General features: G+C 65.1%; 24 protein-coding genes. 10 read left to right on the forward strand and 14 right to left on the reverse strand.

Features of this window, described 5'->3' with window-relative positions; all coding sequences use genetic code 11:
• Nucleotides 1-19: 19 nt before the first annotated feature.
• The 5 genes from XH90_RS13530 to murI all read right to left on the reverse strand — a co-directional run bounded on the left by XH90_RS13530 (nucleotide 20) and on the right by murI (nucleotide 4,498).
• Nucleotides 20-1,087 (reverse strand): low specificity L-threonine aldolase, encoded by a 1,068-nt coding sequence (locus XH90_RS13530; protein WP_194481941.1) that lies wholly within the window; start codon nucleotides 1,085-1,087, stop codon nucleotides 20-22.
• Nucleotides 1,088-1,176: 89 nt separating this feature from the next.
• Nucleotides 1,177-1,794: a 30S ribosomal protein S4 gene (gene rpsD, locus XH90_RS13535; protein WP_194481942.1), complete on the reverse strand. Its 618-nt coding sequence runs from the start codon at nucleotides 1,792-1,794 to the stop codon at nucleotides 1,177-1,179.
• A 199-nt stretch (nucleotides 1,795-1,993) separates the two neighbouring features.
• The gene (locus XH90_RS13540) at nucleotides 1,994-2,761 is read right to left on the reverse strand and encodes an acyltransferase (RefSeq protein ID WP_194481943.1); all 768 of its coding nucleotides are present in this window, start codon (nucleotides 2,759-2,761) and stop codon (nucleotides 1,994-1,996) included.
• Nucleotides 2,762-2,865: 104 nt separating this feature from the next.
• Nucleotides 2,866-3,639, reverse strand: coding sequence for an HpcH/HpaI aldolase/citrate lyase family protein (locus XH90_RS13545; protein WP_194481944.1), 774 nt, complete (start codon nucleotides 3,637-3,639; stop codon nucleotides 2,866-2,868).
• 61 nt (nucleotides 3,640-3,700) lie between these two features.
• Nucleotides 3,701-4,498 (reverse strand): glutamate racemase, encoded by a 798-nt coding sequence (gene murI, locus XH90_RS13550; RefSeq protein ID WP_194481945.1) that lies wholly within the window; start codon nucleotides 4,496-4,498, stop codon nucleotides 3,701-3,703.
• A gap of 167 nt (nucleotides 4,499-4,665) precedes the next feature.
• Between murI and XH90_RS13555 the strand changes: the two genes are divergently transcribed.
• Both XH90_RS13555 and XH90_RS13560 read left to right on the forward strand, forming a co-directional pair.
• Nucleotides 4,666-5,217: a cytochrome b gene (locus tag XH90_RS13555; protein ID WP_194481946.1), complete on the forward strand. Its 552-nt coding sequence runs from the start codon at nucleotides 4,666-4,668 to the stop codon at nucleotides 5,215-5,217.
• A gap of 89 nt (nucleotides 5,218-5,306) precedes the next feature.
• Nucleotides 5,307-5,948, forward strand: a complete 642-nt coding sequence (locus tag XH90_RS13560; RefSeq protein WP_194481947.1) for a glutathione S-transferase family protein — start codon at nucleotides 5,307-5,309, stop codon at nucleotides 5,946-5,948.
• A 7-nt stretch (nucleotides 5,949-5,955) separates the two neighbouring features.
• On the opposite strand, the gene XH90_RS13565 is transcribed toward XH90_RS13560, so the two are convergent.
• Complete coding sequence (locus tag XH90_RS13565; protein ID WP_194481948.1) at nucleotides 5,956-6,762, reverse strand: Crp/Fnr family transcriptional regulator; 807 nt, start codon at nucleotides 6,760-6,762, stop codon at nucleotides 5,956-5,958.
• Nucleotides 6,763-7,019: 257 nt separating this feature from the next.
• Nucleotides 7,020-7,940 (reverse strand): preprotein translocase subunit SecD, encoded by a 921-nt coding sequence (locus XH90_RS13570; RefSeq protein ID WP_194481949.1) that lies wholly within the window; start codon nucleotides 7,938-7,940, stop codon nucleotides 7,020-7,022.
• A gap of 248 nt (nucleotides 7,941-8,188) precedes the next feature.
• Here XH90_RS13570 and XH90_RS13575 point away from each other — a divergent pair, with 248 nt between their 5' ends.
• Nucleotides 8,189-10,096: an acyl-CoA synthetase gene (locus XH90_RS13575; protein ID WP_194481950.1), complete on the forward strand. Its 1,908-nt coding sequence runs from the start codon at nucleotides 8,189-8,191 to the stop codon at nucleotides 10,094-10,096.
• Nucleotides 10,097-10,144: 48 nt separating this feature from the next.
• Here XH90_RS13575 and XH90_RS13580 read toward each other — a convergent pair whose 3' ends face one another.
• A complete protein-coding gene (locus XH90_RS13580) occupies nucleotides 10,145-11,314 on the reverse strand; it encodes a M20 aminoacylase family protein (RefSeq protein WP_194481951.1) in 1,170 nt (389 codons plus the stop codon).
• Between the two features lie 604 nt (nucleotides 11,315-11,918).
• Here XH90_RS13580 and XH90_RS13585 point away from each other — a divergent pair.
• On the forward strand, nucleotides 11,919-12,503 hold the full coding sequence (locus XH90_RS13585; RefSeq protein WP_194481952.1) for a TetR family transcriptional regulator: 585 nt from the start codon (nucleotides 11,919-11,921) through the stop codon (nucleotides 12,501-12,503).
• 61 nt (nucleotides 12,504-12,564) lie between these two features.
• Here the strand turns inward: XH90_RS13585 and XH90_RS13590 are convergent, their stop codons facing one another.
• Nucleotides 12,565-13,215: a response regulator transcription factor gene (locus XH90_RS13590; protein ID WP_194481953.1), complete on the reverse strand. Its 651-nt coding sequence runs from the start codon at nucleotides 13,213-13,215 to the stop codon at nucleotides 12,565-12,567.
• A 7-nt stretch (nucleotides 13,216-13,222) separates the two neighbouring features.
• Nucleotides 13,223-14,593: a sensor histidine kinase gene (locus tag XH90_RS13595; RefSeq protein WP_194481954.1), complete on the reverse strand. Its 1,371-nt coding sequence runs from the start codon at nucleotides 14,591-14,593 to the stop codon at nucleotides 13,223-13,225.
• Nucleotides 14,594-14,792: 199 nt separating this feature from the next.
• On the opposite strand from XH90_RS13595, the gene XH90_RS13600 reads away from it, so the two are divergent.
• The 5 genes from XH90_RS13600 to XH90_RS13620 all read left to right on the forward strand — a co-directional run bounded on the left by XH90_RS13600 (nucleotide 14,793) and on the right by XH90_RS13620 (nucleotide 19,151).
• The gene (locus XH90_RS13600; RefSeq protein ID WP_194481955.1) at nucleotides 14,793-15,578 is read left to right on the forward strand and encodes a MotA/TolQ/ExbB proton channel family protein; all 786 of its coding nucleotides are present in this window, start codon (nucleotides 14,793-14,795) and stop codon (nucleotides 15,576-15,578) included.
• Nucleotides 15,575-16,261, forward strand: coding sequence for a hypothetical protein (locus XH90_RS13605; protein WP_194481956.1), 687 nt, complete (start codon nucleotides 15,575-15,577; stop codon nucleotides 16,259-16,261). Before XH90_RS13600 ends, XH90_RS13605 begins: the two co-directional genes overlap by 4 nt.
• Nucleotides 16,254-16,859, forward strand: a complete 606-nt coding sequence (locus XH90_RS13610) for a hypothetical protein (RefSeq protein WP_194481957.1) — start codon at nucleotides 16,254-16,256, stop codon at nucleotides 16,857-16,859. The genes XH90_RS13605 and XH90_RS13610 overlap by 8 nt, the downstream gene beginning before the upstream one ends.
• Nucleotides 16,860-16,976: 117 nt before the next feature.
• Entirely contained in the window at nucleotides 16,977-17,717 is a 741-nt protein-coding gene (locus XH90_RS13615; protein ID WP_194481958.1) for a metallophosphoesterase, read from the forward strand.
• The gene (locus XH90_RS13620) at nucleotides 17,718-19,151 is read left to right on the forward strand and encodes a bifunctional serine/threonine-protein kinase/universal stress protein (protein ID WP_194481959.1); all 1,434 of its coding nucleotides are present in this window, start codon (nucleotides 17,718-17,720) and stop codon (nucleotides 19,149-19,151) included.
• A 6-nt stretch (nucleotides 19,152-19,157) separates the two neighbouring features.
• Here XH90_RS13620 and XH90_RS13625 read toward each other — a convergent pair whose 3' ends face one another.
• From XH90_RS13625 to rpe, 4 genes are all read right to left on the reverse strand, one after another.
• Entirely contained in the window at nucleotides 19,158-19,349 is a 192-nt protein-coding gene (locus tag XH90_RS13625; RefSeq protein WP_194481960.1) for a hypothetical protein, read from the reverse strand.
• 24 nt (nucleotides 19,350-19,373) lie between these two features.
• Nucleotides 19,374-19,553: a hypothetical protein gene (locus tag XH90_RS13630; protein ID WP_194481961.1), complete on the reverse strand. Its 180-nt coding sequence runs from the start codon at nucleotides 19,551-19,553 to the stop codon at nucleotides 19,374-19,376.
• 4 nt (nucleotides 19,554-19,557) lie between these two features.
• Nucleotides 19,558-19,698 (reverse strand): hypothetical protein, encoded by a 141-nt coding sequence (locus XH90_RS13635; RefSeq protein WP_194481962.1) that lies wholly within the window; start codon nucleotides 19,696-19,698, stop codon nucleotides 19,558-19,560.
• Between the two features lie 159 nt (nucleotides 19,699-19,857).
• Entirely contained in the window at nucleotides 19,858-20,559 is a 702-nt protein-coding gene (gene rpe / locus XH90_RS13640) for a ribulose-phosphate 3-epimerase (protein ID WP_194481963.1), read from the reverse strand.
• Between the two features lie 253 nt (nucleotides 20,560-20,812).
• Here rpe and XH90_RS13645 point away from each other — a divergent pair, with 253 nt between their 5' ends.
• A complete protein-coding gene (locus XH90_RS13645) occupies nucleotides 20,813-21,622 on the forward strand; it encodes an EF-hand domain-containing protein (protein WP_194481964.1) in 810 nt (269 codons plus the stop codon).
• Nucleotides 21,623-21,627 lie beyond the last annotated feature (5 nt).

Genomic DNA, 21,627 nt, shown 5'->3' on the forward strand with positions numbered 1-21,627 from the left:
CTCTCGTTTCGACGCGTTTTTACGCCCCGCGCACGATCTCTCTGACATATCCGATCGTTTCCTCGACCTGGTTCGCATTGACGTCGAGATGGGTGCAGGCGCGGATGCGGCCGTCCATCATCGCGAGCGTCACGCCGCGCTGGCGGAGTGCTGCAACCATCTTGTCGCCGGTGATGCCGGCGCCATCGGGTTTGAAGAACACGAGGTTGGTCTCGGGCTCCTGCACCTCGATGCCAGCGATCTGCGACAGGCCGCGCGCGAGCGCGCGCGCGTTGGCGTGGTCGTCGGCAAGGCGCTCGACGTGATGGTCGAGCGCATAGATGCAGGCGGCCGCGCAGATGCCGGCCTGCCGCATCGAGCCGCCGAGGCGCTGCTTCCACTGCCAGACCGCGTCGATGAAGGCGCGCGTGCCGGCAAGCACGCCGCCGATCGGCGCGCCCAGGCCCTTGGAGAAGTCGATCCAGGCCGAATCCCATCCCGCCGTCATGTCGCGCGGGGAAATGCCGCTTGCCACAGTGGCGTTCAGCAGGCGTGCGCCGTCCATGTGGGTGACGAGGCCGTGTTGTTTGGCGATCGCGACGATCTCGTCGAGCGCGGCCTTCTTCCAGATCGTGCCGCCGCCGATATTGGCGGTCTGCTCGACGCTGACGACCGTCTGCGGCGGCTGATAGCGCGTGCGCGGATGCAGAGCTTTCCGGAACGTCTCCGGCGTGAACTGGCCGTCGGGGCCCTCGAGCTGCGTGACCTGGAAGCCGCCGATCGCAGCGTGCGCGCCGCCTTCGCGGGCGATGATGTGCGCGGTCTCGTGCGCGAGGATCTCGTCGCCGGGGCGGCAATGCACCAGCGTCGCGGTGACGTTGCACATCGTGCCCGAAGGCATGTAGACCGCGGCTTCCTTGCCCATCAGCTCGGCGACGCGTTCGCACAGCGCATTCACGGTCGGATCGTCGCCGACCTGCTCGTCACCCACTTCGGCCCGCGCCATCGCCTCGCGCATCGCAGGCGTCGGCTTGGTCTGCGTGTCCGAGAGCAGATTGATGCGCACCGGCGGCGCCTTGGGGTCAACAGGGGGAGGGGTGTAGAGCATTCGTCGGCTCCTCAAAGCAGTGCGGCCACTGAATTGTGGCTCTTAAACAAAAAGGCCCCGGCGAACCGGGGCCTTTCGATATTCAGATCTTAGCGCGAATAGAATTCGACGACCAGATGGGGCTCCATCTGCACCGGGAACGGCACGTCGGAGAGGCCGGGGATGCGCACATATTTTGCGGTCATCTTGCCATGGTCGACTTCGAGATAGTCGGGGGTGTCGCGCTCGGGAAGCTGGCTGGCTTCGAGAACGTGGGCGAGCTGCCTGGAGGCTTCCTTGACCTCGACGACGTCGCCGACCTTGATCTGGTAGCTCGAGATGTTGACCTTGCGGCCGTTCACCTTGATGTGGCCGTGGTTGATGAACTGGCGGGCGGCGAAGATCGTCGAGACGAACTTGGCGCGGTACACGACCGCGTCGAGACGACGCTCGAGGAGGCCGATCAGGTTCTCGCCGGTGTCACCCTTGAGGCGGCTCGCCTCGACGTAGATGCCGTGGAACTGACGCTCGCTGATATTGGCGTAGTAGCCCTTCAGCTTCTGCTTGGCGCGCAGCTGCACGCCGAAGTCCGAGAGCTTGCCCTTGCGGCGCTGGCCGTGCTGGCCGGGGCCGTATTCGCGGCGGTTCACGGGGCTCTTCGGGCGGCCCCAGATGTTCTGGCCCATACGGCGATCGATCTTGTACTTCGCCTCACTGCGCTTGGTCATCGCGTCCTCTTCGGTTGCATGGTTTGAGGAAACGCGCCCTCCTGTGTGACGGGATGATCCCGGCACCGACAGGTCCGATCCCCAAAGCTTAAGAGAGTGGACCACGGGTCGCGAAACGCTTCGCGGGCCGAAATCGGCCCGCGAGCAAGCGGCTTTTAGGGGAGTTTGGGGTTCGCTGTCAATGCGAATGGCCTCGGAATCAGCTCCCGACCGCCCGGATCGGCTTGGGGCTGGCAGCGCGCAATTCGGCAGCAATTTCAGTGTTCAGGACCTGTTCCAGCCGGGTCAGGACCCGGGCGATGGGGGCCGCGTCCGTGACCCGGTGGTCCCAGCGGATCACGACATGGATGGTCTGGTCGCCCTCGACCACCCCATAGCTGACGATGAACGGACCTGGCGTAATGGGATGGAGCTCACCGCCGCCGTAGGCGGCCACCGAGCTCACCGCGAAGCTGCCGAACCAGTTGCCGCGCTGCCGGCCGAAATTCAGCCCTACGGCCCAGGACAGGCGCCGCAGCGCCAGCGGCAGGCGGGTCACCCGCATGATCTTGCGGAACATCGGGACGTCGTCGATCGGCGCCGTCTTGGCGCGGCGGATTTCGCTGTCGACCGCGGACAGCGCCATGGCCTCGGGGGCCGCGATTCGCTGCGGCATCACGCATTCCTCACCGTCCTCGACCCGGGCAATGGCGACCGACGCGACGCTATGGGGGAGTTCGTAGAGCATCGGCCAGGGCCATTTGGCGTAGACGGTGCGCAGGACCGGCTCTTCCCGGGCTACCAGGGCAAAGGCCTTGACGAACATCGCCGCCCAGCCGGCCGGTGCCATCACACCTGCACGAACCTCCAGCAGGGGGCGGATATTGAGCGAACGGGACAACGAAACGAACGGAACGTCCATCGACGCACGCATCAGGTCGCAAATCAGGCGGCGAGGCATCGAAATGGTCTTTGGCGTCCCGCGCATCGCTCTTTCGGTTCCAGCAGATGAAAATATGTGCAGCGAACGGCCTCCCGCTCGCCGCTTCCTCTAGCACGAACCAACCCGGTTGGGCGCGGCAATCGGTCCGTTCAGCGCTTGATCCCGTCGAACGCCGCCATGATGCCGCGCTGGAACAGCGACCAGTCGAAGCCGAGCGCGATCGCGCGGTAGCCGCGGTCGATCAGCTGGTTGGCCTGGTCGGCGGTTCGTGCGACGCCGCCGATCGGCACGCCGCTTCTGAGGATGCCGGCCTCGGCGCGCGCGATCAGCTCCTGCAATTCCGGATCGTCCATCTGGCCGCGCTTGTTGATGGAGGTGGCGAGATCGCCGGGACCGATGACGGCAACGTCGATGCCCGGCGTCGCCATGATCTCGTCGATGCGGTTGACGGCGTCGACATGCTCGATGGTGACCATGCAGATCATCTCGTCGTCGGCCGACGCCATGTAGTCCGGCATCGACTGGCCCCAGCGGAACGGGGCGTGGAAGGGGCCCCAGAGCCGGTCGCCGCGCGGCGGATAGCGCACGCTGCGTACCGCCTTCTCGGCGTCGTCGCGATTGGTGATCATCGGGAAGTTGATGCCGAAGGCGCCGATATCCATCGGTGCCTTGGCAAGCCACGGCTCGTTCGCCGCGATCCGCACCAGGGGCGTGCACGGCGTCCCTGTCGTCGCCGCGATCATCGCATGGGCTTCGGTGAGCCCGATCGGCCCGTGCTCGAGATCGACGATGATCCAGTCGAGCGAGCGCGCCATGATCTGCACCATCTGCACGCTCGGGATCGTTGCGATCGCACCGAAGGCGGGACGGCCCTCGCTCCACACCTGGCGGAGACGATTGAGCGGCTTTGCGGAGACCGGCATGAGAACGAACCTGCGAAGATGGCGACGGCGGAGCCTAGCAGCGCGCCGCCGGGGCGCAAGATCAGGCGACGGCGCGCCCGCCGAAGAACGGCGTCAGCGTGGCGTTGAGGCCGTGCACGCGTTTCGATGTGAAAATCATCTCGGCGCCGGACTGCGTGATGCCGCTGACGCCCGGGCCGAGCAGATCGGAGACGCGACGGGCGATCGCTGGTGCCGGATCAATCCATTCGACGGGCCAGGGCGCGAGCTTTTCCATCCGGTCCAGCAAGAGCGGATAATGTGTGCAGGCAAGCACCACCGTGTCGGTGCGCGCGCTCGCGTCTTCGGCGTCGCCGACGAAGCAGGGGGCGAGCTCGGCGAGGATGTCGCCATCGCTGATTGGATGGCCACTGAGCTCGCGCTCGGCAAGCGCGGCCAGCTCGGGCGAGCCGACCAGCGTGACCTCGCATCCCAGCGCGAAATCGCGGATCAGCGCCTTGGTGTATTCGCGCTTCACCGTGCCCTTGGTGCCGAGCACGGAGACGCGGCGTGTCTTCGAGCGGGCGCAGGCCGGCTTGATCGCCGGCACCGTGCCGACGAAGGGCACGGAATAAGCGGCACGCAAATGCGATAGGACCAGGGTGGACGCCGTATTGCAGGCGATGACGACGAGATCAGGATCATGGGTGCCGATCAGATCCCCCATCAGCGGCACGACGCGGGCGATGATCTCGTCCTCGCTGTGATGGCCATAGGGGAAGAAGGCGTCGTCGGCGACGTAGGTATAATGCGCGTCGGGGCGCGCGGCCACGACCTCACGCAGCACGGTGAGGCCGCCAAGGCCGGAATCAAATACCAGGATCGTCGGGGAATTGCTCACGTCGCTACCCTAGCCCGTCATGGTTACCATTCGGTTTTTGGGGCGGTTTTGCGGCCGAGGCGGCCTGAGCCCGGTTTGGAACGATTCAATTTCGTGTTTGCCCCCCGTTCCCGCTATCAGCCGTGCTGCGCTGCGGTTGGGACATCCGCAAATTTTCGGGAGCTGACATGATCAGAAACACGACGGCCGGTTGGGGGAGCATCGCGCGGTGGTTTCACTGGGGCCTGGCGCTGGCGATCATCGGCATGATCGGCTTCGGCTGGTGGATGAATCATATCCCGGCGCGTGCCGACAGGTTCTTCTACCGCTCGATCCACGCCGACATCGGCTATGTGATCCTGCTGCTTACGATGCTGCGCCTGGCCTGGCGCGCCATCAACCCGACGCCGGCGCCGCCGGCCGAGTCCCTGCGCTGGCAGAAGATCGCGGCACGCGTCAGCCACGGCGCGCTCTACCTCGTGGTGATCCTGGTCGCGATGATGGGCTGGGCGCATTCGGGCGCGCGTGCGACCAGCTACTCGGACTTCTTCGGCCTGTTTCACGTGCCGCAATTCACCTCTCCGGACAAGGCGGCGGCGGACGCCTTTGAGGACCGCCACATCTTCCTCGCCTATGTGCTGCTGGCGTTGATTGCGATCCACGTCGTCGCGGCCCTCTGGCACCACTTCATCCGCCGCGACCGCGTCGTGGCGCGGATGGTGACGGACGAGGTGGGGTAGGCAGTCCGGATTGCTTCGCTGCGTTCGCAATGACAGCGTATGATGCGGCGTCGCGGCTCATCCAATTTGCGGCCGCAAGGGAGACGCCCATGCTCACCGTGCACCATCTCGGCAAATCGCAGTCCGAACGCATCGTCTGGCTGTGCGAGGAGCTCGGGATCCCCTACGAGCTGAAGCGCTACGCGCGCGATTCCGTCACCATGCTGGCGCCGCCCGACTACAAGGCGCTGCATCCGATCGGAGCTGCGCCCGTCATCACCGACGGCGATCTCCTGCTCGCCGAATCCGGCGCCATTGTCGACTACATCATCGCCGAATACGGCGATGGCCGCCTCGTGCTCCGCGTCGATGATCCCGACTTCGCGCAATTCCTGTACTGGTTTCACTTCGCCAACGGCACCTTGCAGGCCGGCATGGGCCGCTTGATGCTGTTGAACCGGCTCAAGCTCACCGAGGACAATCCGATGCTGGTCGCGACCAAAGCGCGGATCGACCGCGCATTCGATCTCGTCGATGCGCGCGTGCGCGACGCCGAATATCTGGCGGGCAGCAGCTTCACCACGGCCGACATCATGACCGTCTTCACGCTCACCACGATGCGCTACTTCCAGCCCTACGATCTTTCGCGCTGCCCGAACGTGGTCAGATATCTCGGCCGCGTCAGTGCGCGTCCGGCCTACCGGCGTGCGATGGAGAAGGGCGATCCTGAAATGACGCTGCTGCTCAGCTGAGCTGCGTTCAGGCGATCTTGTTCGTGGTCGCGGCCCGCGCCGCGGCCAGCTGCTTCTGCAGGCGATCGATGTTCTGCAGGAGGCGCTGGCTGGTCAGCACCAGGAAATAATAGCCGAACTGCGGATCCTGGAAGTAGATCTCGAGCAGGCGGTCATAGGTGATCGTCAGCACCTGGCCGTCTTCGACGCATTCGATCGTTCCGGTGCGCCGGTTGTCCGGCGTGAGAAAGCCGAGCTCGCCCATCAGCGCGCCGGGCCCGATCTCGACGCCGATCTCCTTGACCAGGAACTTGCCGGTCACCGTGAGCAGCATCTCCTTGGCCGGATCGCCGAGCTTGAACAGCGTGTCACCGTGGCGATATTTGCGCTCGGTCATGAACGGCTTCAGCCATTCGATCGACATGTCGCCTTCGGCCGCATGCCGCGCTTTCTTGACCAGCTTGAGCATCTGCCGCAGGCGCAGTGCGTTGATCGGAAGCATCAGCAGATAGAGCAGGAACGTCGAGACGTTGGCGGAGAGTGCTCCGAAGATGGCGAAGAATGCGCAGCCGATCATGTTGGCGACGCGCAGGGGCACCATTGTCCGCATCAGGAGGGTGGCGACGAAGAAGCCGGCGCCGATCGTGGCGAACAAATTGGCCAGCGTGATGTTGTGGACGAAGATCTCGAGCAGCCGGTTGAAGATTGCGTCCCAGGTGACGTTGTTGGGATCGAGGCCCATCTGGACCAGGACTTTCGCGATCCTGAGATTATCCGTGGCCGCATCGAGAATGCGGTCGAGGATCGAGGAAATGTCTGCGCTGCCGGACGGCATGGTACGAACCTCGCGTAAGGCCTTCAGAGCTGGTCGGTATCCGCGGCACGTATAGCCGAAATCGAATGACGACCGCTTGAAATGAAGCCTTCGGTCGCCCTGCCGCAAGGGACAAATTTTAGCCTGATCGGCCGTTTCGGCAATTGCCCGTTGGTTGCGTGCATGATCCCGGCGCGCCCGTGATTCGGGCCGGCGCCGCTAGGCCGAGCCCGGCGTCAGGGGCGGGCGGTCGGCACTAACAGGCGGCCCGGCAAGCCCTAAGGCTTGGCGCCGGGCTGGACGACCTGCTGCTCGACGAGTGTCAGGTGCCCGGGCAGGGCGCCTGCGCGCAGCAGCATGGCCACGCTGTTGGCCTCCTCGAGGGTAAAGTTGCCTGATATCTGCACCGAGCCGGCGGTGATGGGCTCGCGGATCACGGGCGCGGAGATCACTTTGTCGTCGAGCACGATGGCCAGGGCTTGGCCGACATTTTCTTCGGTGAGGTGGGCGAAGCGCCGCGCACCGCGCCCGTTGAAGCGGAACTGGGCGACCGGATCCTTGGTGCCGCTAGCAAAGCCGGGCGCCGCGTAGCTGATGTCGTTGCCGTCGAGCGCGCTGTCCTTCGAACTCTCCTTGGTGACCAGATAGGGCCGCTTGTCCTTGAAGCCGAGCAGCACTTCAGAGCCCTCCGGCGGCGTGCCGGATTGCGCCTGCTCTGCGGACATCGAGGCATCGATTTGGCGGAAGCTGACCTTGACCTTCCGGGCGAAGATCGCGGTGATACGTTCGGGGTCGGTCACTCCCGGCAGGAAGATGCGGATACGGTCAGTCCCGTCAGGGACGACGCTGACGAGCTTGATGCCGGCATCCTTGAGGCGCTGTTCGATCATCGCGATGGAATCTTCGACCAGTTCGTTCAGCCGCGCCCTGGAAGCGGCATCGGTCGGCGCGAGCCGGACCGCTCCGTCACCGCCGTCGGTCACGGCAACTGCATGCGACGGCAATCCCTCCGCGGCAGAGGCGAGCTTGCGCGCCAGTTGGTCGCGTCCCTTGGCGTCCGCGATCTTGGCGCGCATCTTGTCGAACTGGTCCTCTGCGCGCGCGGCGTGTGGCAAGACGACCGTCGCTGCCGAGATCACCGATGTCATGGCGAAGGCGAGGATCAGCCGTGTGGCGCGGTCCCGCAGGGGCGTGGTCATGATCACCTCAAGTCTTGCGGCAGGACGCTGGCAGACGAGTCCAATGCCTGTTCTTGGTCCCCGGATCGGGCGGGGAGGTTCAAAAGCCTCTCAGGCGAGGTTTATCGCCGCAGCCGGCAGGCAATGGACGAACGCCAAATCATCCATCATTGTGCTCCCGCTCGATCGGCCATTCGGTCGAGACCCCGCCGAACCAAATGTCAAAAGACAGGCGGCGAGGGACTGGATTTGAGGGAGGACGGAATTCCATGACGGGCATCCACGCGCTCGATCGGTTCATCGGCAACGACTATCCGGAGCTTTTGACGGACGAGGAAGTCCGGGCCTTCGAGCAGGTCCCCTATGCTGAAAGGGTTGCGGCCGAGAGTACCTATGATGCCATCAGGCTCGGCGCCGCGCGAAATCCCGACGGCGCGGCGATCCAGTTTCTGCAAAACGCCGATCCCTCTGACACGCCGCTTGTCGTCACCTACCGCGACTTCATCGCGCGCGTCACGCAGGCCGCCAATATGTTTCACGCGCTGGGCGCGGAGAAGGGCGACGTCATCTCCTTCATGTTGCCGCTGCTGACCGATGCCTTCGTGACGCTGTTCGGCGCCGAGGCGGCCGGCATCGCCAATCCCGTCAACCCGCTGCTGGAGCCGCACCAGATCGCGGAAATCCTGGAAGCGGCGAACACGAAGATCCTGGTGGCGCTTGGGCCGATGCCGGGGACCGATATCTGGCAGAAGGTCGAGCAGATCCGCCCCTCACTCAAGCACCTCAAGGCAATCGTGCAGGTGGCCGGTGGCGGCGATCCTGCCAACGGGATTTTCGCGTTCAACGATCTGATCAATCAGCAACCGGCTGACCGGCTTGTCAGCGGGCGCAAGATTCTCGGCAGCGACATCGCTGCCTATTTCCATACCGGCGGCACCACCGGCACGCCAAAGCTGGTGCGGCATACCCATGCCAACCAAGTCTATCAGGCCTGGGCGCTCAACCTGCTGCTGAAGGCGAAGCCCGGCGCGAACATGCTGTTCGGCATGCCGCTGTTTCACGTCGGCGGCTCGCTGACGCAAGTGCTGCTGACGCTGTCTGCCGGCGGCTCGCTGGTCGTGCTGTCGCCGAGCGGCTGGCGCAATCCGAACGCCGTGAAGAACATCTGGGGCCTGGTCGAACGCTTCAAGGTCGAGGCGCTGTCGAGCGTGCCGACGGTGCTCGCCGCAGCGCTCGCGGTGCCGCCGGGAAATGCTGACATCTCCAGCCTGAAATATGCCGCCGGCGGCGGTTCGGCCATTCCCGTTGCCGTGGGATCCGCGATCCAGGAGAAGCTCAAGCTGCCGGTGGTCGAGGTCTACGGCATGACCGAGACGTCGAGCGTCCACACGCTCGCCTATCCGTCGCGACCGATCCGGCTCGGCTCGGTGGGGCTGCCCATGCCTTACGCGCGCGTGCGCATCGTGCAACTCGACGCCGATGGCAATCTCATCCACGACTGCAAGCCCGACGAGATCGGCGTCGTCATCATGGCCGGCCCCGGCGTGTTCGGCGGCTATCTCAACGAAGCCCACAACAAGGGCGCCTTCGTCGATAAGGTGTGGGTCAATTCCGGCGACCTCGGCCGGTTGGACGCCGACGGTTATCTCTGGATCACCGGCCGCGCCAAGGATCTCGTGATCCGCGGCGGTCACAACATCGATCCGGCACCGATCGAGGAGATCATGTTCCGCCATCCCGCCGTCGGCTTTGCCGCGGTGGTGGGCCAGCCCGATGCTTACGCCGGCGAATTGCCGGTGGGTTACGTGCAGCTCAAGCCCGGCGCGACGGTCGAGCCCGGCGAGCTCGAGACGTGGGTGCGTGAGCGTACGCCGGAGCGTGCGGCGGTGCCGGTGCAGGTCATTCCGATCGACCCGATGCCGGTCACCGGCGTCGGCAAGGTGTTCAAGCCGCAGCTGCGCTGGGACGCGGCGCAGCGCGTGTTCACCAAGGTGCTGACGCCGCTCAGCGAGCGCGGCATCGACTGCAAGGTGAAGGTCGGTGCCCACGGCAGCCACGGTTCGATCGCGACCGTCACGCTGGCTGGGCTGCCGCCGGACCAGCGTGAGCCCGTTGCCAACGAGGTGCACACGCTGCTCGCGCCGTTCGTGATGCGGCACGAGGTGGTCCAGGCCTAGCGTCGCAGGGTGGGTTACGCCCCAGAGCCAACCCACCCAATGATCGTTTTAGGCCGGCATCGCCGTCTCGATCAGGCGCACCCAGAACGAGGCGCCGTGGCCGAGGATGTTGTCGTTGAAGACGTAGGCCGGGTGGTGACATGCTGGACTGTCGCCCATGCCGACCAGCACCATCGCGCCGGGGCGCGCCTCCAGCATGAACGAGAAATCCTCCGCGCCCATCATCGGGATGATGCGGTCGTTGACGCGCTCGGAACCGACGATGTCGCGGGCAACGTCGGCGGCGACGCCGGCTTCGCGCGCGTGATTCAGGGTCACCGGATACATCCGCGAATATTTCGTCTCTGCCGAGCCGCCATAGGCACGGGCGACGCTGTCGGCGACCTCGCCGATGCGGCGCTCGACGAGATCGCGCACGTCGGGATCGAGCGTGCGCACGGTGCCGCTGAGTTCGGCGGTCTCTGGAATGATGTTGAAGGCGGTGCCGGCGTGGAATTGCGTGATCGAGATCACCGCCGATTTCAGCGGATCGATGTTGCGCGCGACGATCGATTGCAGCGCGTTGACGATCTGCGAGCCGATCAGCACGCTGTCGATGGCTTGATGCGGAGTGGCGCCGGCATGGCCGCCCTTGCCGCGGACGGTGATGCGGATGTTGTCGGAGGAGGCGAGCAGCGGGCCTGGAGTCGTGGCGAAATGCCCCTCGGGCAGGCCCGGCATGTTGTGCATGCCGTAGACCTGCTCGATGTTCCACCGTGTCATGAGGCCGTCCTCGACCATGGCCTTGCCGCCTCCGCCACCTTCCTCGGCGGGCTGGAAGATCACGACCGCGGTGCCGTCGAAATTACGCGTCTCGGCGAGGTACTTTGCGGCGCCCAACAGCATCGCGGTGTGGCCGTCATGGCCGCAGGCGTGCATCTTGCCCGGGATCTTCGAGGCATAGGGCACGTCGGCGGTTTCCATGATGGGCAGCGCGTCCATGTCGGCGCGCAGGCCGATCGCCTTGCCGGAGGACGATTTGCGGCCGCGGATCACGCCGACGACGCCGGTGCGGCCGATGCCCGTCACCACCTCGTCGCAGCCGAACTCGCGCAGCTTGTCGGCGACGATGCCGGCGGTGCGATGGACTTCGTAGAGCAGCTCCGGATTTTCGTGGAAGTCATGGCGCCAGGCGGCCATTTCATCGGAGAGGGCGGCGATGCGGTTGACGATGGGCATGGGGCTGGTCCGTTCTTCTTCTTAGGGCGGGTTAGCGTAGCGCGGCCCAAGGGTGCGACGCCGGTCATGATGCTTTCTACGCCGTCATTTGGCAGAGGGGGAGGGCGAAACAAACGGCGCAGCAAGGTGGCGGGGGATGATCGAGTGAATGGTATCATTGTCCGCTGGGCTCGGCGAGTGACGGGGCTTCGCCAGAGCTGGCAGCGCTAGGAGTAAAAATTAACTGTCAGTCACGGGTCATTGATTAACAGATATTGAAATCTGTCAGCGAGACGTGTATATCCGTTCCCGGACGCTCCGATTGGGCGTCCCGTGGTCATTCCTCCTTGGGGAGCCCGAGATCCGAAACAAGCGTGGATCGAGGGACGTGTTTTGGAGGCGGGGACCGCGGACGAATGGAGACCTAAGAAAATGACGACCGAAATCATCAACTTCACCGGCACGATTGGGCATTGGCTCAATTTGCTGGTCGCGCGCCAGATCGCGGCGCAGGCTGCAAAACTGCCTCATTGAGGCGAGACGCTTTCCGAACCGACCGGTATGGGCGCTTCGCTAAGCATCCATCGCCGGAAAACTGGACCCTGAACGGGAACATGGTGCTGGCATGAACGAAGCCGTTGTCTTGACGCCGGAGCGGATCCTCGAAGTCACCGAGGACGTGTTGCGGCGCTACGGACTTGCCAAGGCCACAGTGGTCGACGTTGCCCGCGCGCTCGATGTGAGCCACGGCAGCGTCTATCGCCATTTCCCGAGCAAGGCTTCGCTGCGCGAGGCCGTCGCCAAACGCTGGCTCGACCGCATCGATGCGCCGCTCCTGGCGATCACCAAGGAGCAGGGACCTGCGCCCGACAGGCTCGACCGCTGGCTGCGCACGCTGTTCGCCGCCAAGCGCTCGCGCGTGCTCGACGACCCCGAAATGTTCGAGACCTATCTGACGCTGGCGCGCGAGGCCTGCGCAGCCGTCAAGTGCCACAAGGACACCATGATCGACCAGATCGCCGTGATCCTGGCCGACGGCGTCAAGCAGGGCGCGTTCGCGGCGATCGACGTCAAGGCGACGGCGCGCGCGCTGTTCGATGCCACCTGCCGCTTCCACCATCCTGCCCATGCCGATGAATGGAAAGATGCTGAGCTGCCCGCGCGCGTCGACGCGACGCTCGCGCTGTTGCTGCGCGGGTTGAAGGCTTAGCGCTCTTTTCCCTCGCCCCTTGTGGGAGAAGGAAGAAGGCGCGCTTCACTACCGCCCGAATCTAGATCTTGGTCAGCCCGCAAGTCGCGGCCAACCGCACGAGTTGCGCGTCCGTGCGCGCGCCGGTCTTGGTCTTGATCAGATAGTGATAATTCTGCACCGTCTTGACGCTGAGATTGAGATGCGTCGCGATCTGCTCGGTCGTCGCGCCCCCGGCGAACTGACGCAAAATCTCGATTTCGCGCTCGCCCAATTGATCCAGCGCCGAGCCTGCCGACAAACTGTCCTCCGCCAGCACATGCGCGATGTCATCGCTCATGGCACGTTCGCCACGCGCGACGCCGCGGATTGCGTCGACGACGGCGGTGGGCGCGTTGCTCTTGGTGACGAAGCCGGAGGCACCGGCATTGAAGGCAGCTTTCACCAGCACGGCCTCGTTATGCATGGTGAACACAAGGATGCGCGCCCGCGGATTGCGCGCACGGATGTTGCGGATCGCCTCGAGCCCGCTGGCGCCGGGCATCGAGATGTCCATGACGATAACGTCGGGGTCGTGCGCCTTGAAAGCGGAGTACGCATCCGCGGCGTTGTCGGCTTCCGCGACGACGTGGAGATCGCCCTGGCTTTCCAGCACGCGGCGGTAGCCCTGGCGGACGATCGGGTGGTCGTCGACCAGCAGCACCGAGATGCCTGTTGCTGCGACCTCGTTCACGACGGCCTCACGCAGCGAGCGGGATCGTCGCGGCGACGCTGAGGCCGCGGCTTGCGGGCAGGATCGACAGCGAGCCGCCGGCCGCCGTCACGCGCTCGCGGATGCCGGTGAGGCCGAAGCCGGCCGACCGTTCCACGCGGGCCGCATCGCCGCCGCCATCGTCCTCGACGCGAATCAGCAGTGCATCGTCCTCGCCGGCGCGGCGCTCCACGTGCAACGAGATCTCGCGCGCCGCGCCGTGGCGCAGCGCGTTGGTCAGGCATTCCTGGGCGACGCGATAGGCGGTCGTCGCGGCCGGACCGTTGATGTCGGTGAGATCCCCCTTGAGGTCGAGCTGGATCGTCGGCTGCGTCGCGTTCTGCGAGCGCCAGTTGTCGACGAGGTTGACGAGGCTCGCTTCCAGGCCGAGCTCCTCGGGCAGGGGATTGCGCAGTCGCTTCAGTGTGTCGCGGAGCGAGGCCATCAGATGGTGCGTGGCCTGCGAAATCATCCGCGCATCCTGCGCGATGCCTTTGTCCTTGTTTTGCTGCGTGCTCGCCCTCTCGATCGTGTTGGCGAAAGCGAGGATCGCCGAGAGATTTTGGCCGAATTCGTCATGCAGCTCGCGGGCGAGCGCGCGTCGCTCGTCGTCGCGGATCTCGATCAGGCGCCGCGTCAGAGTGGCGCGCTGTTCGGTGGCCTCTTCGAGCCGGCCGCCGAGCGCATCGACGGCGCCGCCGATCATGGCAAGCTCCATGGAGCGGAAGCGCGGCAGCCTTGTGCGGTACTGGCCGCGCGCCATGCGTTGCAGCGAGAGAACAATGGCGCGTGCCGGTGCCAGCGTGTGCGCGATCGCAAGCGAGGCGAGCAGTGCGATCGCTGCCGCCATCAGCAGCGCGACGTCGATCACGTTGAGGATGTACTCCCAGGCGAGCGAGATGGAGGCCGCTTGATCCGGCGTCGCAACCACTGTTCCGGCGGCTGCCGCGCGAGGGCTGACGGGCCGCACCACTTCGGCATGGCTGCCAAGGAAGGTCGGAACGATCGTCGCGAACCAGCCTGGCGGCGTCCGGCCGATCCCCTGGCTTTGACCGCAGAGCGGTCTTTCGAATGCAGTTGCCGGCTGGAACTCGACGCAGATACCGGGCGAGATGAGCTTCATCGTCTCCAGCGTGCGCCACTCCGGAACCGGAACGAGATGCTCGCGCATTCTGCTGCTGCGCAGCAACAACTCGTGCCAATACAGGCCCTGAAGCGCCAGCGCGACCCGCTGCGCGGAGGCCGCCGTCGCCCGGTCAACGCTGCGATAGGCATCGAACGTGGCCCACACGGTTGCCGCGCCGAGGCACAGCGCAACGATGAGAAGCAGACGGGCGACAAGCTGAAGCACGAGGCGCATGCGATCACCCCAAAGTTTGGTAAGCTCAGCCTAACAACGCCGTCGCGCCTTGCCAATCGCAGGGAATGGCAGGGATTGCAGCTCGGGCAAATTTCCCAAGCCGGATTGGGCATGGGTCTTTGGACCTGAAGCGGCGGCTTTGATCTAATCGGGATGGAATCGTTGCAGGCCAGTCCCTGCCAGTCAGGAGCAGCGCAGCATGAGTTCGATGACGATTGGACCGATCGCGAGCACTGCGACCGACCCATCCGAGCGCAGCGCGTTGCTGTTCTGGATGATTTTCACCGGGCTGTCGATCTTCGCCGTCGTGCTGCTGTGGCGGTTCGGCCTGATCCATCTGATGCTGACCTCGGACCGCACCTACATTTCGAGCGTGATCGCGGTGCTTTATCTCGTCACCTGCGGCCACTGCTTCCTGCGGACGCGGTCGATCGCCCGCGAAGGAGCCGCGGCGCGACGCTGCCGCGCGGTGCTGGCGGCGCCCGAGGGAAGCAAGGTGCTCGATGCGAGCGCGCCTGCGCTGCCGCGCGGGCTGGTGCGGGACCACATCGAGAGCCTCGTGACGAAAGCCGCAGCGCAGGACTACCGCCCGGTCGACCAGACGCTGCTGTTGCGGACGCTCGCCGACCGCCTGCGCGGCTCCAACGGGTTCGGCGCCTTCGTCTCCGACACGTTGATGAAGCTCGGCCTGCTCGGCACCATCATCGGCTTCATCATCATGCTGGCGCCGATCGCCGGACTGGACGCCGCCGACAAGGTTGCGATGCGCTCCTCGATGGGGCTGATGAGCGACGGAATGGCGGTCGCGATGTACACCACGTTGGCCGGCCTCGTCGGCTCCATCCTGGTCCGCATCCAGTACTACATGCTCGATGCCGCGACCCAACGGGTATTCTCCGATGCCGTGGTCCTGACCGAGACCTATGTGACGCCGGTTCTCGAACGCAAGGGCGCTGGAAATGAGGGCGCTGGAACGTCGTCATGATGGATGATTTCGGCCTCTATCCGCGCGAGGAGCCGTTCGATCCGCTGGGCGTGATGCTGTTCAAGGCGCTCCAGGTGGTCGCCTTCCTGTTCTTCCTCGCGCTGCTCGCGGTCTCGCCCGATGCCAAGGACGGCAAGATCGACTCCAAGGCGGAGTTCATGATCACGCTCGACTGGCCGGACAATCATCCTGATGATCTCGATCTGTTCGTGCAGGACCCCGCCGGCAACATCGCCTGGTATCGCCACCGCGAGGCCGGCTTCCTCACGCTCGACCGCGACGATCGCGGCGGGGCCAACGATTTCATCATGGTCAACGGCAAGAAGATCGCTTCACCGATCCGCGAGGAGATCGTCACGCTGCGCGGCATCGTCCCCGGCGAATACACCGTCAACGTCTCGCATTTCGTCGCCACGACCGGCGAGCCGGTGACCGCCAATGTGAAGGTGCAAAAGCTCAATCCGACCGCGCAGGTGATCTTCGACGACAAGTTCACGCTCGACCACACCGGCGACGAGAAGACCGCGGTGCGGTTCCGGCTCGATGCCGAGGGGAAGGTCATCGATGTGAGCCAGCGGCCGAAATCGCTGATGGAGACGTTTCGTAGCACCTGGCGCAATGGGGCCGATCTCGACCCGAGGACCGGCGTGAGCAGGAACGCGACGAGGATCCGTCGTGATTAATTTGCAGACGGTCATTCTATCGCTGTCGGTCGCCTACGCCGTGATCGGCGCACTCCTGTTGGTCGTGCTGGTCTATGCGCGGCTGCACTGGTCGCTGAAAGCGGTGGCGGTGGTCGTGACCAGCGCCTTCTATGTCGTCAGCTTCACCGAGATGCGTGGGCTGCTCGGCTGGGCCAGCAGCGACCGGCTGCCTGCGACCTTCAAGCTGCTCAAGGCGCGGATCGTGGAGCCGCATTCACTGGAGGGTGATCCCGGCTCGATCTATCTGTGGGTCGAGGAGCTCGACGAAGATCATCGCCCGAGCGGCGTTCCGCGGGCCTTCCGCGTACCCTACAACGACACCCTGGCCGACAAGACGCATGCAGCGGAGAACGAGATCGCAGCTGGCCATCCGCAAGGCGGGCGCGCGGCCGACTTTGGCGGCGGCGAGGGCAGCCTGATCGACATGGTCAGGGAATATGTGACGCCCAAGGCCATCCTCGAGACCAGCGGCGGCGATTCCTCGACCGGGGAGTTCAATGCCCCGCCGGCAGGCGCGCAAGGTACGGTATTCACTCCACTGCCGCCACCCCGGATGCCGCCCAAGGACGAGCAATAGGCCCTTCACCATTGCAGCAGTGCGGCGCTGGTCAACCGGCCCGCGCTGGCGCATCCTGTTGACCTCCCTCAAATTGGCTTTATCGGCTTTCAATAAGAATGTGAGGGTGGAGGGTGCGTGCTTCTCGCTGTTTTCTCGGATATCCACGGCAACCGGCAGGCGTTCGAGGCGTGCCTGAAGGTGGCGCGCGCGAAAGGCGCGGAGCGGTTCATCCTGCTCGGCGATTTCGTCGGCTATGGCGCCGACCCGGAATGGGTCGTGGATACCGCCATGGATCTGGTCGCCCACGGCGCCGTTGCCGTGCGCGGCAACCATGACGAAGCCGTCAACACGACCACCGAGAGCATGAACAGCGAGGCCCAAATCGCGATCGAGTGGACGCGCAGACGGCTCGACGCGGCACAGCGGCGGTTCCTGTCCGAGCTGCCGATGCTTGTGGAGGACAGCGATCGCCTGTTCGTGCATTCGGAGGCCTCGAGCCCGAAGCGCTGGCACTACGTCCGCTCGACCGCGGATGCGGCCAAGAGCCTGATCGCGACGCCTGCTCATGTCACCTTTTGCGGCCACATTCATCGCCCCGCGCTCTATTCGATGTCGGTCACCGCGAAGATGACGAGCTTCGTGCCAAAGACCGACGTTCCGGTGCAGCTCCTGCGCGGGCGGCAGTGGCTCGCGGTGCTCGGCTCGGTGGGCCAGCCCCGCGACGGCGATCCGTCGGCATCGTTCGGGCTGTTCGACACGGTCTCGTGCCAGATCACCTATTGCCGCGTGCCCTATGACATCGCGAGCGCGGCGAACAAGATCCGCGAGAACGGCCTGCCGCCCTGGCTCGCCGATCGACTGTCGCAGGGACGCTAGATGCCCAAATCCCTGGTCAAATCTGGCGCCGAGATCGACGGCTACACGATCGGCGAATGCGTCCATGCCGGCGGCATGGCGACGCTGTGGACCGTCACCCATCCCGGCATCGATGTGCCGCTTTTGATGAAGGTGCCGCGGGTATCGGAAGGCGAAGATCCCGCCGCAATCGTCTCGTTCGAGATGGAGATGATGATCCTGCCGCGGCTCGCAGGTCCGCACGTGCCGCACTGCTACGGCACCGGCGATTTCGCCCGTCAGGCCTATGCCGTGATCGAGCGCATTCCCGGTACCACGCTCTACAAGCGGCTGCCTGATCTGCCACTGCCTTACGAGGAGGCGGGCCTGCTGGTCGCGAAGATTGCAGCCGCGCTCGCCGATCTGCACCGGCAGAGCGTGATCCATCACGACATCAAGCCCAGCAGCGTCATGTTCCGTGAGAGCGGCGAGGCCGTGCTGATCGACTACGGCCTGTCCCATCACGACCATCTGCCTGATCTGCTGCAGGAGGAATTCCGCCTGCCCTACGGCACCGCGCCCTATATGGCGCCGGAGCGGCTGTTAGGGGCGCGCGACGATCCGCGCAGCGATTTGTTCTCTCTCGGCGTGCTGCTCTATTTCTTCACCACCGGCGAACGTCCCTTCGGCGAGGGCGAGACGCTGCGCGCGATGCGGCGGCGGCTGTGGCGCGATCCATATCCGCCGCGAAGCCTGCGCGCCGACTATCCGCCCTGGCTCCAGGAGGTGGTGTTGCGGTGCCTGGAGATCGAGCCGGTCTGGCGCTATCCGACCGCGGCCCAGCTCGCCTTCGATCTCGCCCATCCGAACCAGGTCAAGCTGACGGCGCGTTCGGAGCGGATGAAACGCGATCCCCTCAGTGTGGCCTGGCGGCGCCGCTTCAACCAGGATGTCAAGCCGCCGCGGGCGAAATCGGATGTCGCGGAGCAGATCGCTTCGAGCCCGATCCTCGCGGTTGCGCTCGACACGGAGGAAGGTGCGGCCGAGCTGAACGAGGCGCTGCGCGTGACGACGGAGCGCATTCTTGCCACGCTGCCGTCGGCGCGGCTGGCTTGCGTCAACGTGCTGAAGCTGAACCGCATCGCGATCGACAAGACACTGGACGAGCAGGGCTCCAACAAGCACATCGATCGTCTCGTTGCGCTCCGGCATTGGGCGACGCCCTTGAAGCTGGACGAGAGCCGGCTGTCGGTTCATGTGCTCGAGGCGGTCGATTCCGCTGCTGCGCTGCTGGAATTCGCCGAGGTCAACCAGGTCGACCATGTCATCATCGGCGCGCGGCAGAGCTCTTTCAGGCGCACGCTGCTCGGCAGCGTCTCGGCCAAGGTGGCGGCGGAGGCGACCTGCACCGTGACCGTGGTGCGGCCGCCGCGGATGGCTACGGCGAAACCAGACGCCGGCGTGGTGTGGGGTTAGGCGAGATCAGACCGCGTGGGCGGTGTGGATGGCGCCCTTGCGGCGGATCGGCCAGGTGAAGTGCGGGCCGGCTTCGCCGTGATCCGCGCTGCCGCCGAAGTACTGAATGATCTCGCGGCAGGGTTCGCAGTTGAAGAGGTTACGCGACGCCGACGCTTTGGTCATTTCCTTCAGGCAGTTCGGGCAGTGCGGTTTCATCGGTCTCGAGTCCAAGTGAGGATTTCAATGCCGGCGCGGTGACCGGAGCGGACGCTCCAGCTCGGCCGTTTCGGCGCCCGGATCGTCGCACATCTCGCCTTCGGAGCGTTCGAGCCGGCCGAAGAAATAGTCGAGGTTCGGATGCGGACGGCGCGGGATACGGCATCTGCGTTTCGGCTGACGCTTCACGAGTGCGATCTGCATGGCATCAATCCGGATAGCGATTGCGACCGATCATGCGGGTGGAACGCGCCGGGACCTTCACCGGTCCGGCCGTTGGGCCGAACACAACGAACCCACAAAAACCAATCCACAACGCCACGCCAGTCCAAACCAGGGTCGTCGTCATGATGTGCTCCTGTCAAATCAGGCAGGAATCACTAACGGTGATTTGCACGAATCAGGGAAGCCCGGAGGAGTACGGGTCGCGGTTGTATTTTTGGGCATTGCGCGTCGCAACACCCGCAAGAGCCGCAGATTTGCGGGGGCTCTTGCCGCGCCCGGAGCGTCAGATCGCTTCGCCGCGGGCCCCGAGCGCCGCGTTGCGGATCGCTGCAATATTGTTCTTGTAGGCTTCCTGCGTGCCGCCCTTGAACACCGAGGTGCCGGCGACGAAGGCATTCGCGCCGGCCGCGGCAAGCGCGCCGGCGACTTCGGGGCCGACGCCGCCGTCGACCTCGATGTCGATGGGGCGTCCCGCCGTCATCGCGCGGATGTCGCGGATCTTGCCGATCGCCGAGGGAATGAAGGCCTGGCCGCCGAAGCCGGGATTGACCGACATCACCAGCACGAGGTCGACCAGGTCGAGCACGTATTCCAGCACGCTGATCGGCGTGCCCGGATTGAGCGAGACGCCGGCCTTCCTGCCGAGCGCGCGGATCGCCTGGAGCGAGCGGTGCAGATGCGGACCTGCCTCGGCATGCACCGTGATGTGGTCGCAGCCGGCCTTGGCGAAGGCCTCGAGATAGGGGTCGCAGGGCGAGATCATCAGATGGGCGTCGAAGATTTTCTTGGTGTGCGGACGCATCGCCTTGATGACGTCGGGGCCGTAGGAGATGTTGGGCACGAAGTGACCGTCCATCACGTCGAGATGGATCCAGTCGGCGCCGGCGGCATCCACCGCGCGAACCTCTTCGCCGAGCTTGGAGAAATCCGAGGCCAGGATCGAGGGCGCGATTGCCAGGGGGCGGGGGGCGAAGGCTTGGGTCATGGCGCGGTTTCCCGGGGCGGCACAAGAGCGAATGGCCTCGCCTAACATGGGCCTCCCGGCCGGGCAATGCAGGGAGGATCAGCTTCCTGTGGGCGGAAAATTCTGCCGCCAGCGGCATGAATTGCCGATGGTCCCACGCCTCGCAACGCACGATGGATGCGGATTTCATTGAGCTTTTCGCGCTGGCACGTCGCTTGCTGGCCTCACGCCCGGAACATTGGCCGCGGCGTGCCGCATGGGTTGGAGTTGTGCAATGTTGTTTGCGCTTGGCGCCGTCTCGACTGCGCTCGATGTCATTCAATCGCTGACGAGCTCGAAATCGTCCTCGACGCAGCAGTCGGGCTCGTCGCAAGGCGCGAACAATCCATTTGCGATCGACAGCAGCAGTAGCACCACGACGAGCAATGCGGCCGCGTCGGTGAATGCGGGGTACTATCCGCAGATCTCGCCGGAGACGATGAATGCCCTGTTCGCAGCGCAAAGCCAGTCGGCGGACTCGACCAGCAGCAGCTCCACTTCGTCGAGCTCGACATCCTCGACGTCGACCAGCCGGGACAATGCGCTGAAAGATCTGTTCTCGCAGATCGACGCCGACGGCGACGGCCAGATCACTCAATCGGAATTCGAGAACGCGCTGGGCGCCGGCGGCACCAACCTCGCGCAGGCCGACGACGTGTTCTCCAAGCTCGACAGCAATTCGGACGGCAGCGTCAGCCTCGACGAGATGTCGAAGGCGCTGAAGGGCAGCGGCCATCACGGCGGCCACCACCACGCGCAGGCTGCGAGCGGCTCGGCCGATGCATCCGGCAGTGACCCTTCTTCGTCATCGTCGAGCGGCGGTTCGACCTCGACCACGACGACCGGTGCCGACGGCTCGACCACCACCACGGTCACCTATGCCGACGGCTTCAAGATGACGACGACGGTACCTGGCGCCTCCAGCTCTTCGAATGGCTCGGGCGCCGGCAATTCGCCCTATGACTGGTTTGCGCAGATGATGCAGCGCCAGGGGCAGGGATCGTCCGCTGCCGCGGCCTCTTCATCGATGTCGATGAGCGTGTAAGCGCG

This window comes from Bradyrhizobium sp. CCBAU 53338 (assembly GCF_015291665.1).
GTDB lineage: Bacteria > Pseudomonadota > Alphaproteobacteria > Rhizobiales > Xanthobacteraceae > Bradyrhizobium.

Excerpts from the sequence above, each read along its gene's own strand:
- XH90_RS13580 (WP_194481951.1), bottom strand. The coding sequence starts at position 11,314 with ATGCCCATCGTCAACCGCATCGCCGCCCTCTCCGATGAAATGGCCGCC.
- XH90_RS13585 (WP_194481952.1), top strand. The coding sequence starts at position 11,919 with ATGAACGAAGCCGTTGTCTTGACGCCGGAGCGGATCCTCGAAGTCACC.
- XH90_RS13545 (WP_194481944.1), bottom strand. The coding sequence starts at position 3,639 with ATGCCGGTCTCCGCAAAGCCGCTCAATCGTCTCCGCCAGGTGTGGAGC.
- XH90_RS13575 (WP_194481950.1), top strand. The coding sequence starts at position 8,189 with ATGACGGGCATCCACGCGCTCGATCGGTTCATCGGCAACGACTATCCG.
- rpe (WP_194481963.1), bottom strand. The coding sequence starts at position 20,559 with ATGACCCAAGCCTTCGCCCCCCGCCCCCTGGCAATCGCGCCCTCGATC.
- XH90_RS13560 (WP_194481947.1), top strand. The coding sequence starts at position 5,307 with ATGCTCACCGTGCACCATCTCGGCAAATCGCAGTCCGAACGCATCGTC.
- XH90_RS13625 (WP_194481960.1), bottom strand. The coding sequence starts at position 19,349 with ATGAAACCGCACTGCCCGAACTGCCTGAAGGAAATGACCAAAGCGTCG.
- XH90_RS13570 (WP_194481949.1), bottom strand. The coding sequence starts at position 7,940 with ATGACCACGCCCCTGCGGGACCGCGCCACACGGCTGATCCTCGCCTTC.
- XH90_RS13620 (WP_194481959.1), top strand. The coding sequence starts at position 17,718 with ATGCCCAAATCCCTGGTCAAATCTGGCGCCGAGATCGACGGCTACACG.
- rpsD (WP_194481942.1), bottom strand. The coding sequence starts at position 1,794 with ATGACCAAGCGCAGTGAGGCGAAGTACAAGATCGATCGCCGTATGGGC.
- XH90_RS13595 (WP_194481954.1), bottom strand. The coding sequence starts at position 14,593 with ATGCGCCTCGTGCTTCAGCTTGTCGCCCGTCTGCTTCTCATCGTTGCG.
- XH90_RS13645 (WP_194481964.1), top strand. The coding sequence starts at position 20,813 with ATGTTGTTTGCGCTTGGCGCCGTCTCGACTGCGCTCGATGTCATTCAA.
- XH90_RS13630 (WP_194481961.1), bottom strand. The coding sequence starts at position 19,553 with ATGCAGATCGCACTCGTGAAGCGTCAGCCGAAACGCAGATGCCGTATC.
- XH90_RS13540 (WP_194481943.1), bottom strand. The coding sequence starts at position 2,761 with ATGCGCGGGACGCCAAAGACCATTTCGATGCCTCGCCGCCTGATTTGC.
- XH90_RS13530 (WP_194481941.1), bottom strand. The coding sequence starts at position 1,087 with ATGCTCTACACCCCTCCCCCTGTTGACCCCAAGGCGCCGCCGGTGCGC.
- XH90_RS13605 (WP_194481956.1), top strand. The coding sequence starts at position 15,575 with ATGATGGATGATTTCGGCCTCTATCCGCGCGAGGAGCCGTTCGATCCG.
- XH90_RS13555 (WP_194481946.1), top strand. The coding sequence starts at position 4,666 with ATGATCAGAAACACGACGGCCGGTTGGGGGAGCATCGCGCGGTGGTTT.
- XH90_RS13565 (WP_194481948.1), bottom strand. The coding sequence starts at position 6,762 with ATGCCGTCCGGCAGCGCAGACATTTCCTCGATCCTCGACCGCATTCTC.
- XH90_RS13600 (WP_194481955.1), top strand. The coding sequence starts at position 14,793 with ATGAGTTCGATGACGATTGGACCGATCGCGAGCACTGCGACCGACCCA.
- XH90_RS13635 (WP_194481962.1), bottom strand. The coding sequence starts at position 19,698 with ATGACGACGACCCTGGTTTGGACTGGCGTGGCGTTGTGGATTGGTTTT.